The 15,505-nt window shown below is 70.8% G+C and carries 13 protein-coding genes, 1 tRNA gene and 1 other RNA gene; 7 read left to right on the top strand and 8 right to left on the bottom strand.

The features are described 5' to 3' along the window. Window positions 1-42: 42 nt before the first annotated feature. From ACESMR_RS06910 to rnpB, 4 genes are all read left to right on the top strand, one after another. Window positions 43-774 carry a 1-acyl-sn-glycerol-3-phosphate acyltransferase gene (locus tag ACESMR_RS06910; RefSeq protein WP_373046224.1) on the top strand — a complete coding sequence of 244 codons (732 nt, stop codon included), beginning with the start codon at window positions 43-45 and terminating at the stop codon, window positions 772-774. Next, on the top strand, window positions 764-1,633 hold the full coding sequence (locus tag ACESMR_RS06905) for an alpha/beta fold hydrolase (protein WP_373046223.1): 870 nt from the start codon (window positions 764-766) through the stop codon (window positions 1,631-1,633). Before ACESMR_RS06910 ends, ACESMR_RS06905 begins: the two co-directional genes overlap by 11 nt. Before the next feature lie 100 nt (window positions 1,634-1,733). Then, the gene (lspA, locus tag ACESMR_RS06900; protein WP_373046221.1) at window positions 1,734-2,222 is read left to right on the top strand and encodes a signal peptidase II; all 489 of its coding nucleotides are present in this window, start codon (window positions 1,734-1,736) and stop codon (window positions 2,220-2,222) included. Between the two features lie 154 nt (window positions 2,223-2,376). Then, window positions 2,377-2,771, top strand: an RNA gene (gene rnpB / locus ACESMR_RS06895) — RNase P RNA component class A. A 40-nt stretch (window positions 2,772-2,811) separates the two neighbouring features. Here rnpB and ACESMR_RS06890 read toward each other — a convergent pair. Continuing rightward, window positions 2,812-3,699: a LysR substrate-binding domain-containing protein gene (locus ACESMR_RS06890; RefSeq protein ID WP_373046220.1), complete on the bottom strand. Its 888-nt coding sequence runs from the start codon at window positions 3,697-3,699 to the stop codon at window positions 2,812-2,814. 164 nt (window positions 3,700-3,863) lie between these two features. On the opposite strand from ACESMR_RS06890, the gene ACESMR_RS06885 reads away from it, so the two are divergent. Both ACESMR_RS06885 and ACESMR_RS06880 read left to right on the top strand, forming a co-directional pair. Beyond that, window positions 3,864-4,262 carry a RidA family protein gene (locus ACESMR_RS06885; RefSeq protein WP_373046218.1) on the top strand — a complete coding sequence of 133 codons (399 nt, stop codon included), beginning with the start codon at window positions 3,864-3,866 and terminating at the stop codon, window positions 4,260-4,262. Beyond that, complete coding sequence (locus tag ACESMR_RS06880; protein WP_373046217.1) at window positions 4,259-5,380, top strand: NADH:flavin oxidoreductase; 1,122 nt, start codon at window positions 4,259-4,261, stop codon at window positions 5,378-5,380. Before ACESMR_RS06885 ends, ACESMR_RS06880 begins: the two co-directional genes overlap by 4 nt. Window positions 5,381-5,438: 58 nt before the next feature. Here the strand turns inward: ACESMR_RS06880 and ACESMR_RS06875 are convergent, their stop codons facing one another. The 3 genes from ACESMR_RS06875 to ACESMR_RS06865 are packed head-to-tail and all read right to left on the bottom strand — an operon-like array spanning window position 5,439 to window position 8,442. Continuing rightward, window positions 5,439-6,866: a hypothetical protein gene (locus tag ACESMR_RS06875; protein ID WP_373046215.1), complete on the bottom strand. Its 1,428-nt coding sequence runs from the start codon at window positions 6,864-6,866 to the stop codon at window positions 5,439-5,441. Further along, window positions 6,863-7,774 (bottom strand): ABC transporter ATP-binding protein, encoded by a 912-nt coding sequence (locus tag ACESMR_RS06870; protein ID WP_373046214.1) that lies wholly within the window; start codon window positions 7,772-7,774, stop codon window positions 6,863-6,865. The genes ACESMR_RS06875 and ACESMR_RS06870 overlap by 4 nt, the downstream gene beginning before the upstream one ends. 23 nt (window positions 7,775-7,797) lie before the next feature. Beyond that, a complete protein-coding gene (locus ACESMR_RS06865) occupies window positions 7,798-8,442 on the bottom strand; it encodes a ribonuclease HI family protein (RefSeq protein WP_373046212.1) in 645 nt (214 codons plus the stop codon). A gap of 112 nt (window positions 8,443-8,554) precedes the next feature. Here ACESMR_RS06865 and ACESMR_RS06860 point away from each other — a divergent pair, with 112 nt between their 5' ends. Then, on the top strand, window positions 8,555-9,952 hold the full coding sequence (locus tag ACESMR_RS06860) for an HNH endonuclease signature motif containing protein (RefSeq protein ID WP_373046211.1): 1,398 nt from the start codon (window positions 8,555-8,557) through the stop codon (window positions 9,950-9,952). Between the two features lie 79 nt (window positions 9,953-10,031). On the opposite strand, the gene ACESMR_RS06855 is transcribed toward ACESMR_RS06860, so the two are convergent. From ACESMR_RS06855 to dnaG, 4 genes are all read right to left on the bottom strand, one after another. Continuing rightward, on the bottom strand, window positions 10,032-10,757 hold the full coding sequence (locus tag ACESMR_RS06855; protein ID WP_373046210.1) for a zinc ribbon domain-containing protein: 726 nt from the start codon (window positions 10,755-10,757) through the stop codon (window positions 10,032-10,034). Between the two features lie 40 nt (window positions 10,758-10,797). After that, window positions 10,798-10,872: transfer RNA gene (locus ACESMR_RS06850), tRNA-Ile, on the bottom strand. Between the two features lie 73 nt (window positions 10,873-10,945). After that, on the bottom strand, window positions 10,946-13,378 hold the full coding sequence (gene rpoD / locus ACESMR_RS06845) for an RNA polymerase sigma factor RpoD (RefSeq protein WP_373046209.1): 2,433 nt from the start codon (window positions 13,376-13,378) through the stop codon (window positions 10,946-10,948). Window positions 13,379-13,568: 190 nt separating this feature from the next. After that, the gene (gene dnaG, locus ACESMR_RS06840; protein WP_373046207.1) at window positions 13,569-15,500 is read right to left on the bottom strand and encodes a DNA primase; all 1,932 of its coding nucleotides are present in this window, start codon (window positions 15,498-15,500) and stop codon (window positions 13,569-13,571) included. Between the last annotated feature and the right edge of the window lie 5 nt (window positions 15,501-15,505).

Below are 15,505 nucleotides of genomic sequence, written 5' to 3'. Positions count from 1 at the left end.
CGGGGGGCGCACCCGCCGCTCGATGGCCACCTTGATCTCGGCATGGCTCTGCCTCCGGACAACGCCGACACCAGCAGCCCGAACGTGCCCTTCGCCATCGCCGCGCGGATCGCCGCGGCGCAGGCGCGCTACCACCGGGCGCAGCTCGAGGGCGCCGAGCATCTGCCCGGGGGACCTGCGCTGGTGGTGGCCAACCACGGGCTCTACGGCCTCGACACCCCGGTCTTCTTCTATCTGGTGTGGAGGGCCACCGGCCGCGCCCCGGTGGGGCTGGCGGAGCGCTACCTCTGCGCGCTGCCCCCGATGCGGGCGGCCCTCGAGGCGATCGGCGGCGTCCTCGGCACCCGCGAGAACGCGCTGCGGATGCTCGGCGAGGGGCGGCTGGTGGTCTGCTACCCCGGGGGCGCCCGCGAGGTCTTCAAGGCGAGGGAGGCGCGGCACCGCCTCGCCTGGGAGCGCGCGCTGGGGTGGGTGCGCGTGGCGCAGGCGGCGCAGGTGCCCATCGTTCCGGTGGCGGGTGCGGGAATCGACGATACCTACCGGGTGGTGGCGAAGATGCGGCCTCTGGCGCTGCTGGCCGGCCACGAGAAATATGCCGTGCCGCTGGCGGTGGGACTGGGTGCCGCGCCGCTGCCGGCGCGCTTTCGTTTCCGGATCGGTGCGCCCTTTCCGCCCCCTGCGCCGCGGGCGGGCGAGGCGGCGCTCCACGCCTTGCGGGAGCAGGTGGCGGGCTGGATCGAAACGCAGCTCGAGGAGCTCGAGGATGTCCACTGAACGCCCGGTGTTGCCGACGCGCGGGGAGATCCCCGAGGGCTTCCGCCTCGCCTTCCGCGACGAGGAGGTCGACGGCCTGCCGCTGCGGCGCTTCCTCTTTCCCGACGGGCTCCACGATCCCGCGCGGGCGGTGGTCTGCGTTCCCGGCCTCGCGGCGTCGGGGCGCTCCTTTGCCAGGCAGGCGCCCCTCGCGCGGCGCTTCGATCTGCGGCCGCTGACCGGGCCGCTCGCGATGCCCTTTCCCGGCAATCCGATCGAGAGCCTGGCGCGGGTGCTGGTCGACTACCTCCACCGGCTCGATCGCCCCGTCCTCCTCGGCACCTCCTTCGGCTCGCTGGTGGCGATCAGCGCCGCGGCGCAGCTCGGGCAGCGGATCTCGGGGCTGGTCCTCGTCTCCGCGCTGGCGAGCGGGATGATGGTGCCCCGCCGCTACGCCGCCTTCTCCGGCGCCATGCTCGCGCCGCGGCCGCTGGCCTGGCTCGCCGCCCCGGCGGCGGCGCGGGTGATCGGCGGGCCCGATCTGGACGAGGCGGCGCGCCGGGAGCTGGTCCGCGAGTCGCGGCTGATCTCTTCCGCGGAAATGTTCCGGCGGGTGAGCGCGGTGCTCTCCACCGATCTCTTCGCGCTGCTGCCGCGGCTCCAGGTGCCCGTGCTCCTCGTCCACGGGACGAAGGACCGGGTGATCCCGCTGCGGTCGGCGCGGAAGCTGGCGGACCACCTGCCGGCAGGGCGCTATTTCGAGATCCGGGGGGCGGGGCACACGCCCTATTTGAGCCACCCGGTGCAATTCAACGACCTCTTCGGTGGGTTCCTGGAGCAGGTGCTGCCTGCGGCGGCGCCGTCGGTCCATGCGCCTTGAGGCTCGTCGCCCGGGAAGCGTCGTGGTAGTAGCCGGGCGGGCGTCCGGCGGAATAGCGCCGGAAGGCGCCGGGTTGGGGCCGCTCGAGGGAGGCTTGGCGGTGAAGCGTTCGATGCTCGTTCTGGGGGCGGCCATTTTCCTGGTCACCACGGTTCTCGACTGGGTGACGAAGATCTGGGCGGAGGCGAGCCTCGCCGCCGATCCGATCCACGTGATGCCCGGCTTCGCCAGCTTGCGCCTGGCGTACAACCGCGGCGTCGCCTTCTCGGCGTTCGAGGACCTGCCCCATTGGGTGCTCGGGGTCGGCGCGGTGGTCCTGCTCGGCTTCGTGGTCTGGGGCCTGCGGGCCATCGCCGAGAAGCCGGTGGGGATGATCGCGCTCTCGCTGGTGGTGGCGGGCGGGCTGAACAACGCCGTCGACCGCCTCCTCGACGGCAAGGTCACCGACATGATCTCGGTGTGGAAGTGGCCGGTCTTCAACATCGCCGATACGGCGATCACCATCGGCGTCGCGCTGCTCTTCTTCGCCACGAAGAAGGAGAAGGCGCCTGCTGGAGCGCCCGTGGAGCCGCCCGCGCCGGCGGCGTAGAGCGCCTCGATTTTCTTTCCGCGGAAACGCTGCGGAAGGCAGGGCGGGCCCCATCGGGTCCGCCCTTTTCGTTGGCGGGGGCTTTCCCGCGGAAACGGGCGCTGCGGCGATGGACGAACAATCCCGGCCTTTTCCGTGTTATCTCCCTCGGGCCGAAGTCGTCCGGGCGGACGCCGGTGGTGTCCCGAGAGGGCCCACGGGAGGCAAAGTCCGGGCTTCACAGGGCAGGGTGCTGGCTAACGGCCAGGCGGGGCAACCCGACGGAAAGTGGCACAGAAAGCAAACCGCCGGCTCTTCGGGGCCGGTAAGGGTGAAAGGGTGCGGTAAGAGCGCACCGCACCCCTGGTGACAGGGGTGGCAGGCCAAACCCCACCTGAAGCAAGGGCGAATAGGGAGGCGCTTTCCTTTCGGGGAAGGCAGGGGCTGCCCGTCCCAGACCTCCGGGTACGCCCGCTCGAGCCTGTCGGCAACGGCAGGCCTAGACGAATGTCCGTCGCCCGCTTTGTAGAAAGCGGGATCCAGAACCCGGCTTACAGGGCGGCTTCGGCACTTTTCGGCCCGCACCGGCGACACCGGTGCGGGCCGTTTTTTAGCCGCGGGGCGGGAGCCCGCCGAGCTCGTCCGCGAGCCAGTCCACGAAGCGCTCCACCTTCCGGGAGGGGACGCCGGCGGCGCCCCACACCGCGGTGTAGGCAAGGCCGGGGATCGAGACCTCGGGGCGGTAGCGCACGAGCCAGCCTCGGGCCACCACGTCGGCGACGAGGAGCTCGCTTCCGAGGAAAAGGCCCTGCCCCACCAGCGCGGCCTGGACGGCGTGGTGCTCGTCCCCGAAGCGGCGGACCCGGCGGGCGAGGCCGCCGCCGGACAGGCCTGCAGCCTCGGCCCACATCGCCCAGGACCGCCCCGGCAGCCCCTCGCGTTGCCATTCGGTCTCGAGCAGCGCCGCGGCGTCGAAGCCCGCCAACTGCTCCAGGTAGGCCGGCGCGCCGTAGGCGCCCAGGCGCTCCTCGACGAGGAGCCGCGACGGCAGGCGCACCTGCCCCGGCACGCCGTAGCGGATGGCGAGATCGATCCGCCGATCGCGCGCCAGGTCGACGGGGGTGGTGGCCGCGTCGATGCGCACGCGCAGCTGCGGAAAGCGGCGCTCGAACGCGGCGAGCCGGGGAACGAGCCAGAGCGCGGCGAAGGCGGGGGTGGTGCTCACCGTGAGCACGTTCTCGGCCTCGACGATCGTCTCGAGGGCGTCCTCGATCTGCTGGAAGGCGCCCCGGGTCGCAGATGCCAGCCGCGCGCCCGCCTCCGTCAGCTCGACCGCACGGGTGCGGCGGACGAAGAGCGCCACCCCGATCTGCACCTCGAGCGCGCGGATCTGGTGGGAGACCGCGGTGGGCGTGACGTGCAGCTCGCGCGCCGCCTCCTTGAAGCTCGCCAGCCTCGCGGCGGCGTCGAAGGTCCGCAGCGCGGACGGCGATGGCATGCGAGAGGGCATCGGCTCCGGGGCCAGGTCGGCGGATCGAGACGGATGAGTCTGGATCATCTGTACCTGAAATCTTCCCCTTTGTCGCCCGCCGGCCCGACGGCTACCTCAAGCCTTGCAAACCCGCGCTGCGCCCTCTGGCGCAGCAAGACCTGGAGGTCCCCGTGTCGATCGAGAAAATCGTTACCCAGCCCGATCCCTACGCGCCCTATCTGCTCTCCCAGGCCATCCGCGCCGGCGAGACAATCTACGTCTCGGGCCAGGCCGGCTACGACGAAGAGGGCAGGATCGTGCCGGGGGGCTTTGCCGCCCAGGGTGAGCAGGCCTTCTCCAACCTACGGCGGGCGCTCGTCGCCGCGGGAGCCTCGCTCGGGGACGTGGTCAAGGTCACCATCTTCGTCACCGACATGGGGCACTTCCCGCAGGTGGTCGAGCTGCGGCGCCGCTACTTCACCGAGCCCTGGCCTGCAGACAGCATCGTCGAGGTGAAGGGGCTCTACACCCCCGAGGCGATGATCGAGATCGAGGCGATCGCCATCCTGCGCGGCGGGGCGGGGCGATGAGGGCAGCCACCTCGCTCTTCGAGCCGGGCCGGCTGGGGAGGCTGCGCCTTCCCAACCGCCTCGTCGTCGCGCCGATGACCCGGGTGAGCGCCACCGCAGAAGGCCTCGCCACCGAGCAGATGGCGGCCTACTACGCGGGCTTCGCCGCCGGCGGCTTCGGCCTGGTGATCACCGAGGGCTGCTATACCGACCGCGCCCACGCCCAGGGCTACCTCCACCAACCGGGCCTCACCGATGCTCCGCAGGCGGCTGCATGGCGCCGGGTGGTCGAGCGCGTCCATGGGGCAGGCGGGCGCATCGTCCTGCAGCTCATGCACGCAGGCGCGCTCTCGCAGGGCAATCGCTTCCGCGACGAATCGATCGGACCTTCGGCGATGCGGCCGAAGGGGCAGCAGCTTGCCTTCTACCGGGGCAGCGGTCCGTTTCCCCTCCCGCGGGCGGCGACCCTGGCCGAGATCGAGTCGATCATCGAGGGCTTCGCTGCCACCGCCGCGCTGGCGCGGGAGGTTGGCTTCGACGGTGTCGAGGTGCACGGCGCCAACGGCTACCTGCTCGACCAATTCCTCACCGAGACGACCAACCGCCGGGAGGACGGCTACGGCGGTCCGGTCGAGAGCCGGGTGCGGCTCATCGCCGAGACCACCGCCGCGGTGCGAGCCCGCGTGGGGCAGGATTTCCTCGTCGGCGTACGGGTGAGCCAAGGTAAGGTGAACGACTTCGAGCATCGCTGGGCCGGCGCGGAGGCCGACGCCGCCGTCGTCTTCCGTGCGGTCGCCGAGGCCGGCGCCGATTACGTGCACACCACCGAGTTCCGGGCGTGGCAGCCGGCGTTCGGCAGCGGCCCCAGCCTCGCCGCCCTGGCCGGGCGGCACGCCGGGCTCCCGGTGGTGGCGAACGGCTCGCTCGACGAAGAGGGCCGGGCAGCGGCGCTGCTCGAGGAGGGCGGAGCGGACTTCGTGGCGCTGGGCCGCGCCGCGCTGGCCGCTCCCGACTGGCCCGACCGGCTGCGCCGGGGGCTCGCCCCGCGGCCCTTCGACCCGCAGATGCTGCGGCCCATCGCCGATCTGGATCGCGCCGAAGCCTGGCGGCACGAGTGGGCGGCGGCACGCACAGCGTGAGGCGGCGGGCGGCAAGCCCGCTCGCCGGGAGCGCTCCCCCAAGGCCGCGGAGGTGCGGTCAAGCCGCGCTGGTGACGAAGCGCCGGCGGAGCAGGAGGAGCAGGCCGAGGTGGAGGAGGAGGCCCGCGGCGCAGGCGGGCCAGGGCGAGGCGTCGGTGAGCGTGCGGGCGATCCAATAGGGCGGAAGGATCGTGCCCGCTGCCTGCCAGGGCCAAGGCAAAAGGAGCGCCAGCGGCCCTAGGGAGACCAGGCTCGCCATCTTGCCCAGCGCCATCCCCTCGATCTTGTTCGCGGCGTAGGATGCGAGAAAGAGCGCGTAGATCGGCGCCTCCAGCGCGGCGACCGCTGCTGCGGCGAGGAGGGCATCGGGCGCTGCGCCGAGACCGGCGAGCGGCAGCACGAGGAGCGCGGCGCCGAAGCCCACCGCGGTGGGCAGCGCGAGGCGCCAGGCGAGGAAGCGCCGTGCGGAGAAGGGCGTCACCGCGAAGGCGGTGAGGACGCCCTCGTCGCGCTCGTCGAGGAGGAGAAAGCCTGCAGCCCAGCCGAAGGTGAGCGGGGTGGTGGTGATCAGGAAGGCCGCGAGCAGGGGTAGCCAGGGCGTGAGATCCTGGGCGAGCCATGCCTGCAGCGCGGGTAGGCCGAAGCGGACGGCGAGGCCCAGGGGGACGAAGAAGAGGGCGACGAAGAGGAGCACCGGGTCGCGGGTGAGGTTGCGGCCATCGGCGGCGAGAAGGGCTGCGAGGCGGCCCGGTCTCGTGGGCACGGCGCGGTGGCGCGTGGCCTTCGCTGTCGGCACCGCGCCGGACGCAATCACGTGGCGGTCGAGCCAGCGCAGCGCCCAGACGAGGGCTGCGGCGTTGCTGGTTGCGAGGACGAGGAGGGGGAGGGCGAGGGGGCCATCGCCGCGTCCGAGGCCGAGGCCGACGAGGCGGAGCGTGGCGTCGGTGGGCAGGAGCCGCAGCCACGGCGTGTCGAGGAGCCCCAAGGGCCGCAGCACCGGCAGGAAGAAGACCGAAATTCCGATCCCCGCGCCGAGCATGAAGGAGACGAAGGAGCGAAAGCGCGTCGCCGCGGCGATCCCGATGCAGACGAAGAACGTGGCGGTGAGCCCGACGCCTGCAGCGAAGACGAGGGGGTGGGCGGGGAGACCGGTGACGGGAAGCACCAGGGCAAATGCGCTCGCCAGGGCGAGAAGGCCCAGGGAGAGGGCCTTCGAGGCGACGTACTCCAGCGGCCGCAAGGGCGAGACGAAGAGGCTCTCCAGGGTGCCGTCGCTCCGCTCGAGGAGCAGGATGCCGCCGACGAAGACGAAGCCGTAGACTGCCGGATCGGTGAGCACCAGCAGGGGAAGGAGCACCTCCCTGGCGTGGGGCGGCAACGCGTGGAGCAGGACGAGATAGGCGCAGATCACCACCGCGTAGGCTGCGTAGAAGCCGTGGCGCACCTGGAGGCGGACGTCGTTGCGGAGGGCGGCTGCAAGCCTCACGAGAGGGCCCTGCCGGTGACCCGCAGGAAGACCTCGTCGAGGCCGGCCTCGCTGGTGTGGAGCGTCTCGACGCCGCCGGTCCGCAGCGCCGCCTGGAACGCCGCTTCGTCGGCGAGTCCGTCCAGGGCGAAGGTCTCGAGAAGGAGGCGGCCGGTTGCATCACGACGCTCGATTCGCACCCGGCGCTCGCCGTGGGCGAGCGTCAGTGCCCGCGGCGTGTCGAGCGCGCGGATCTCCCCGTCGACCACGAACGCGACGCGGTCGCAGAGCGAGCGGGCCACGTGCATGTCGTGGGTGGTGAGGAAGATGGTGCGGCCCCGTGCTTTGCGATCGAGGAGGAGCTGCTCGATCCGGCGGGTGTTGGCGGGATCCTGTCCCGACGTGGGCTCGTCGAGGAAGACGAGCTCGGGGCGATGCACGAGGGCCCTGCAGAGATCGAGGCGCATCTTCATCCCCTTGGAGAAATGCGCGACGCGCTGATCGGCGGCGTCCTCGAGGCCGACCTCGCGGAGCAGCGCCTCGGGGCTCTCCGTCTCGCCCCGGTAGAGCGAGGCGAAGAGCTGCACGTTCTCGCGAGCGGTGAGCTTGCCGTAGAGCTTGGGGAATTCGAAGCCCACGCCGACGCGCTCGAAGAGCGCCGGGCCGAGGCGCGAGCGCTCCTCGCCGAAGAGCCGGATCGAGCCCTCGTAGCCCTGGAGCAGGCCGAGGAGAAGACGCTGGGTGGTGCTCTTGCCCGCGCCGGAAGGGCCGAGGAGCCCGAAGATCTCGCCACGGCGCACCGCGAACGAGATCCCGCGCACCGCGGGGCGGTTGCCGGGATAGGTGAAGCGGAGCTGCTCCACCTCGAGCACCGCGGCAGGGGCCTGCCCCGGACCGGGATCGGGCTCGCTCGTGTCCATGGCGTTCATCTCGTGCCTCGCTTGCGGAAGGGCTACATCCGTTCGTCGATCGCGCGGTTCGACATCTCGTCGGCGTCCTTGTTCTGCTCGCGGGGCACGTGCACGAGCTTCACCGCGTCGAAGCCGCGCAGAAGCGCGAGCGCCTCCAGGTAGAGGGGCCTCAGGTTCTCGGCCTTCACTTTGTACGAGCCGCCGAGCTGGCGGATCATCAGCTGGCTGTCGGCGAGGACCTCGACCTCGCGGGCGCCGAGCTCGTGGGCGCGCTCGAGGCCGATGAGCAGGCCCATGTATTCGGCGTAGTTGTTGGTGTTGTTGCCGAGGAAGCGCCCGAGCCGCTCGATGATCTCGCCGTCGGGGGCGACGATCACCGCGCCGGCGCCGGCAGGGCCGGGATTGCCGCGGGCGGCGCCGTCCGAATAGACGCGCAGCCGCTTGTGGGCGCCGACCGGCACCTTGCGCACGGGGCGCGCTGCCGGTGCGGGCTGCTCGGGGGCGGGCGCTGCGGCGCGGGCCTTATCGAGCGCTGCCTCTTCCCGGGCGGCGTAGATCCGGGCCGCGTTCTCGAGGAGCGAGGCGAGGTCCGCGCGGGCGAGGGCCGGGTGCGCCTGGAGGGTGTGCTCGAAGGCCTCTTCGCGGGCCATGAAGCGGAGGACTTCTGCGGGCGACGGCTTGTCCATTGGGCGCAATCTGCCACGAGGCGGCGGGCATTACACGGGCGCTCGTGCGGTGGCGGTCGGGTCCAATGTCAGAGGGGGCTGGTAGCGTTCCGCCGGGTGAAGGGGAGGGGCCATGGCGGAACTCTGGTTGGTTCGGGAAGACGGGCCGAAGTGGGGCGCAGATCGCAGGGGGCGGCGCGAGGCGCTCGAGCGTGAGTTGGCCGAGGCGGCGGCGCAGGTCGACGCGGCCATCCACCGGCTGCTCGGCCTGGTGCGGCGCTGCGACGAGGCGGGCTTCTGGACGGACGGCGGGTTCAAGAGCTGCGCGCACTGGCTGGCGAGCAAGGTCGGGATCGGCGTCGGCGCAGCGAAGGAGCAGGTGCGCGTGGCCCATGCGATCGCCCGGCTGCCGCTGATCGATGCGGCGCTGCGGGCGGGGGAGGTCAGCTACTCGCAGGTGCGGGCGATCACGCGGGCGGCGGAGGTCGAGACGGAGGAGGCGCTGCTCACGTTGGCGAAGAAGCTGCCGGCTGCGAAGCTCGAGCGCTTCGTCCACGCGGTCGCAACGGCGAAGGCGGCGGCGGAGGGCTTGCCGTCGCCGGAGTCGGTGCTGCTCAAGCCGTATGCCAAGCGCCGGTCGCTGGGCGACGGGATGTCGGTGCTCGAGGTCTATGCGCGGGACGAGCAGATCGCGCTGATCGTGATGGCGCTCGACGCGGTGCAGTTGGAGATGATCGAGGGGCGCAAGCTGCGGCGGAACGCGCGGGCTCCAGGCGGTGGGGAGGCGGCGGATGCAGCCGAGCGCGCTGGCGGGGACGCGCCTGCGGCGACGGAACAGGCGGCGGAGGAGCAGCGGGAGGGAGAGCGGGAGCCCGCGCCGATGAGCGAATCGCCGCCCGAACCCGGGCCCGGCTCCTCCGAGCCGTCGGGCGGCGACTGGCCGGAGCTACCACCGACGCCACCACAGCCGAGTGCACATGGCCGGGTCGAGGCGTTGGTCGCCCTCTCGGAGTCGTGGCTCCAGGGCGGGCTGGGGCCTGGAGCGCGGCGCCCCAACTCGGTGGCGCTCTTTGCGGACCGGCAGACGCTGGCTTCGAGTGGGATCGCCTGGTTTGCCGATGGCACCGCCATTTCCGCGGAAACCGCGCGGCGACAAACGTGCGCGGCGACCATCGTGCCGGTGCGGGCCGGGCCGGATGGGAACCTGCTCGATATCGGCAGACGATCCCGGGTGCCGACGGAGAAGCAGGAGACGGCGCTCCTCATCCGCGACCGATGCTGCCGCTTCCCCGGCTGCTCGAACGAGGCGTTCATCGACGCCCATCACATCGTGCACTGGGCGCAAGGGGGCCCGACCAACCTCGACAACCTCCTGCTCCTCTGCAAACGGCACCACACCCTCGTGCATGAGGGCGGCTTCCGCTGCGAGGTGGTGGGGGGCCTGCTCCAGTTCCGGATGCCGGACGGCTCGCTTCTCTCGGAGGAGCCGCTGGAGCGTCCTCCACGGGCGGAGGAGCCAGACGAGAGCTGACAGGTGTTTCCGCGGAAAGAAAAAGGCCGCCTCCCTCGGTGGGGCGGCGGCCTTCTGCGTGCCACGCGGCGTTGGGCGATCAGGCTTCGGCCTGGTCCGCGTAGGCCTCTGCTGCGTAGATCATGCGGAAGCACGACGGGCAGCTGTCGATACGGCCGGTCGCGCGCAGCTCGTTGTTCATCTGCGGCGGCAGGTTCATGTTGCAGCCGCGGCAGGCGCCGGCGACGACCGGCACGATTGCAGTGGTGCGCTTTTTCTGGATGACCTCGTACTTGCGCAGCGTGCTGGCAGGCACGGCCTTCGCCGCCTCCGCGCGCTTCTCGTCGAGGTTCTTGCGGCGTCCGTCGATGTCGGCCATCGCCGCGCGGATGGTCTGCATCTGCGCCACGATCGCCGATTCGGCGGTCTTGAACGAGGTCTCGCGCTCAGAGACGATGCTGCGGGCAGCCTCCGCCTGGCGCGCCAGCTCGACGACCTCTTCCGATGCCGTCTCGTTCTGCTTCTTCGCGATGTCGATCTCGCGAGCGAGAGCACTGTATTCGCGGGTGGAGCGCTGCTCGCTCAAGCGGCCCTCCCACTTCTTCACCTTGTCCTTGTCGGCGGCGAGCTGCTCTTCGAGCGTCTTCTTCTGCCGCTCAATCTCGGTGAGCCGGCTTCGCTCCGTCTCGACCGCTCCCCGTGCCGCGCCCAGCTGGGACTCCAACTCGGCAAGCTTGCGGGGGTGCTCTTCGCCGCTCCGCAGAAGTTCCGCGATCTGTACATCGATCGTCTGCAGGGCCTCGAGAGCCTTCAGCTGATCTCGCAACGTCCTCTCCTTTTTCACCCGGTTCTGCAAAGAGCAACAGTGGTGGGCCCAGCAGGATTCGAACCTGCGTCTGTTCGATTATGAGTCGACGGCTCTACCGCTGAGCTATGGGCCCAAAACCTGCTCGCGGCGCCCTTATACGCCCGCGCCGCCTCGGTGTGAACACCGGGCGGCGCGGGCCTTTCTTCTTAGGTATCGACGAAGCTCTTGAGGCGCTTGCTGCGGCTCGGGTGCCGGAGCTTCCGGAGCGCCTTCGCCTCGATCTGGCGGATGCGCTCGCGGGTCACCTCGAAGTCCTGGCCCACCTCTTCGAGCGTGTGGTCGCTCTTCTCCCCGATGCCGAAGCGCATGCGGAGAACCTTCTCCTCGCGCGGCGTCAGGGTGGCCAGCACCTTCCTCGTCTGCTCGGCGAGGTTCATGTTGATGACCGCGTCCGAGGGGCTGACGATCGCCTTGTCCTCGATGAAGTCACCGAGGTGGCTGTCCTCTTCCTCGCCGATCGGCGTCTCCAGCGAGATCGGCTCCTTGGCGATCTTGAGGACCTTCCGCACCTTCTCGAGCGGAAGCTCCATCTTCTCGGCGATCTCCTCCGGAGTCGGCTCCCGGCCGATCTCCTGCACCAGGTAGCGGCTGGTGCGGATCAGCTTGTTGATCGTCTCGATCATGTGCACCGGGATGCGGATGGTGCGGGCCTGATCGGCGATCGCGCGGGTGATGGCCTGCCGGATCCACCAGGTGGCGTAGGTCGAGAACTTGTAGCCGCGCTTGTACTCGAACTTGTCCACGGCCTTCATCAGGCCGATGTTGCCCTCCTGGATCAGGTCGAGGAACTGCAGGCCGCGGTTGGTGTACTTCTTCGCGATCGAGACCACGAGGCGCAGGTTGGCCTCGATGAGCTCGCTCTTGGCCCGCTCGGCCCGGCGCTCGCCCTCGACCAGCTCCTCGTAGGTGGAGCGCAGGTCGGCGATGCACTTCTCCACGCCGCCGGTCTTCCGCTCGGCCTTGTCGGCGAGCTTCGCCTCGGAGAGCGCGTTGTTGATCCGGCGGGTCGCGGAACGGACCTGGCGGTCGAGCTCCTCGACCTCGTCCTCACCCAGCTCGAGCTTGCGGGGCAGCTTCGCCTTGCCGTCGCGCAAACCGCGGGCGAGCTCGGCCAAGGCGGCGGCGTCCATGCCCACCCGGGCCTCGACGCTCTTCACCTCACCCTCCGCCTCCTCGACGCGGTGGATGATGTCCTTGAGCTTGGCGACGATGCGATCGATCTGCTTCTTGTTGAGCTTGAGCTCCTCGAGCAGCTCGAACATCTCGTCCTGGAGCACCTTGATCTCGTTGCGGTGCTTCTTGGCGGTGCTCTCGGCGAGCCGCGGCTTCTCCAGGGCCTCCTGGATCTTCACGACCTGGCCGTCGAGCTTCTTGATCTTGTCGATCAGCTTGATCGTCTGCTCGGTCTTCGCAGCCTCGGCGCCGCTCTTGGCCAGGGCGGCGGACTCCTCGTCGCCCTCGGTCTCGGCCTCGGTCTCCGCCTCGTTCTCCTGCTCGCCCTGCGGCTCGGGGGCATCCTTCACCACGTCGCGGACGCGGATCTTGCCCTTCTTGAGCTTCTCGCCGAGCTCCACGATCTCGGCGATGGCGAGGGGCGCCTGCAACACGGCGCGGAGGACGGCCTTCTCCCCGTCCTCGATCCGCTTGGCGATCTCGACCTCGCCCTCGCGGGTGAGGAGGGAGACCGAGCCCATCTTGCGCAGGTACATGCGCACCGGGTCGTTGGACTTGACCAGGCCGGCGTCGTCGTCCTCGTCCTTCTCCTCTTCCTTCTCGGCCTCGGGCTCGGTCGGGGCGATGGTGACCTTCGCCTCGCCCTCGCCGCCGACCTTGGAGGCGTCGACGACCGGGATGTCGTGCTCGCCGAACATCGACATCACGTCGTCGATCTGATCGGCGGACATCATGTCGGTGGGGAGGTTGTCGTTGACCTCCTCGTAGGTGAGGAAGCCCTTCTCGCGACCGATCTCGAGGAGCGCCTTCACTTCCTTGCGCTCGCCGGTGCGGGGACCCTCGTCCTCCTCGTCGTCGTCGAGGGAGAGCTCGAGGTCGTCGTCGTCCTCGTCGACGTCCTCGTCGGGGAAGGGGAGGCGCGCGCGCTCGGCAGAGGTCAACTTCTTGCGCTTGCGGGGGGTGGCGTCGTCGTCCTCGGGGATGTCGAGGGCGGCGAGCTCCTCCGCGGAGGGCTCCTCGCCGTCGGCGCCGTCGAAGTCGGGCGCAGCCGGGGCGGCAGCGCGCTCCTCGCCCTTGCGACCCGCCTTGCGGAGGGTGGGGGCCTTGGCCTCCCGAGCGGCCTTCGCCTTTGCGGCGGAGCCTGCGCCAGCCTTGGCCTCCTTCGCCGCCACCTTCGCGGCCCGGGGCGCCACCTTGGCCTTCGGCTTCTCCCTCTCCGCAGCCGCAGCAGCCGCCGCAGCCTTCTTCGCAGCAGCAGCAGCAGGAGCCTTCTTCTCTTCCTTCGACTCCTTGCCCGCGGCGGCCTTGGCCTTGCGGACCTCGTTCTTGGCTGCCTCGGCCTTCGGGGCCTTCGCGCCGGCCTTCTTGGAATCCTTCTTTGCGGAAGGCCTCGTCGTCTGCGCCATGGACCTCTCCTCGTGGACCAACCTGCTTGCTGGCCCGCCCTGGGTTCGCCGCCCCCACCGGACGGCGGCTCGCTGGGCGAGCCCCTTGTTCTCTCGGGATGGGAACGGCTTTGCCTGCTCCGTCCCTTCCCGCCGATTTCACCGCAAGCCACGTTTTGTAGGCTTGCGTAGGCCCCCGTGGGCCTCTCTCCTACGCCGCGCCGCGCAGCTGCGCGCGCACGCGCTCCATCTCTTCGCGCAGGGACTCGGCCTGCGCGCGACACTCCTGTATGGCCGCACTCAACTCCCGGAACTGCTCGGAGCTTTCCGAGCTGCGGAGCAGCTGGAGCTCCAGGCGGTCGCGCTCCGCGATGACGGCGGTGCGCTCGCCCTGCAGCCTCTCGAGATCGACGTGGAGGAGGCCATCCTCGATCTCCCGCCGCAAATCCTTCTCCGCCGCGGTCCACGCCACCCGCACCCGGGAGGCGAGGGCCTGCGCCAGGTTGGGCTCGAGCCTGGGAAGGAGCTCTTCCTCGGGGAGGGCACCGTCGACCAGCAGTCCGGTGAGCTCACGCAGGTCCGGGTGGCCGATCCGCGCCGCCACCGCCGGCCCGAACTCCTGCCGCAGGGAAGGGTGGGCCAGAAGGCTCGCCACCAGCTCGAGCTCCCGCCGCCGCGCCGGAACGGGGGCGGAGCGGCCAGGCCCCCTGCGCTGCGGCCCCCCGGGCATCTGCCCGGGGCCCGGGGCCATCCTGCCCTGCTCGAAGGGCCTGCCGGGCCCAAAGCCAGGCCCAGGACCGTACCCCGCACCGGGCCCTGCACCCATCCCGGGCCGCTGCCCCTGCTGCTGCGGCTCCTCCCGCCGCAGATCGCCCCGGAAGAACGCCCCCACGTCGGCAGGCGCCACCCCGAGCTGCTTCGCCACCTCGGCGAGGAAGAGCGACCGCGCCGCCCCCTCGGGCAGCGCCGCCACCACCGGCCGGAGCTCGGAGAGCGCCCGCAGCTTCTCCTCGTACGCCTCGCCGGCAGGCCCCAGCGCCCGATCGATCACGAAGGTCGACAGGGGCAACGCCTCACGCAGCAGGGCGTCGTAGCCCGCCCTGCCGTGCGCGCGCAGAAACGTGTCCGGATCGTGCCCGTCGGGAAGCGCCACCACCCGGGTGGCGACCCCGCCGGCGAGGAGCGGTCCCGCGAGCTTCGCCGCCCCACGCCGTCCCGCCTCGTCGCCGTCGAGCACCACGTCGACCCGGCCCACCTCGAGCCGCTCGAGCAGCTTCATGTGCTCGGGCGTGAGCACGGTGGAGCACAAGGCGACCACGTTGCCGATCCCCACCTCGCGCAGCGCGATCGCGTCGAAATAGCCTTCGACCAGGGTCACGGCGGAGCTCTTGCGGATCGACTCCCGGGCGGTGTCCATCCCGTAGAGCACCCGGCTCTTCACGTAGAGGGGCGTCTCGCGGGAGTTGATGTACTTGCGCGGATCGTCGCCCTCGACCACCCGCCCGCCGAAGGCGATCACGCGCCCTTCCGGATCGCGGATCGGCACCATCAGGCGCCCGCGGAAATTGTCGTAGTAGCGATCGTCCTTCTTGCCGAGCAGCCCCGCCACGAGCCCCACCTCGAGGGAGACGCCTTCGCGGTGGAGCCTGTCGCGCAGCGCCTGCCAGGAGGCGGGTGCGTAGCCGAGCCGCGCTTCGCGGGCGGTCTCGTCGGAGACGCCGCGCTGCTGCAGGTGGCCGCGCCCGGGTCCGCCGGCCTCGGACCAGAGGACCTCTTCGAAGAAACGCGCCGCCACGTCGCAGGCCCAGAGCAGCTCGCGCCGCTCCTTGAGCCGCTTGTCCTCTTCCGGATCGAGGACGAGCTGCACCCCCGCCTGCTGCGCGAGGTCGCGCACGGCCGAGACGAAGTCCTTGCCCTCGAACTCCATGAGGAAGCGGATCGCGTCTCCTCCCTTGCCACAGCCGAAGCATTTGTAGCTGTGGCGCTCGGGGGTCACGTAGAAAGACGGCGAGCGCTCGCCGTGGAAAGGACAGAGCCCGACGAAGCTGCGTCCCGCCCTCTTCAGGTGGACGTTGCGCCCGATGAGCGCGACCAGGTCGGTGCGCTCTACGACTTCGCGGATTTTGTCCTTGCCGATGAGCAAATGCG

It is taken from the genome of Vulgatibacter sp. (genome assembly GCF_041687135.1).
Classification (GTDB): domain Bacteria; phylum Myxococcota; class Myxococcia; order Myxococcales; family Vulgatibacteraceae; genus JAWLCN01.
Note: the sequence above shows the minus strand (reverse complement) of the source record. Positions and strands in the feature narration are given on the sequence as shown.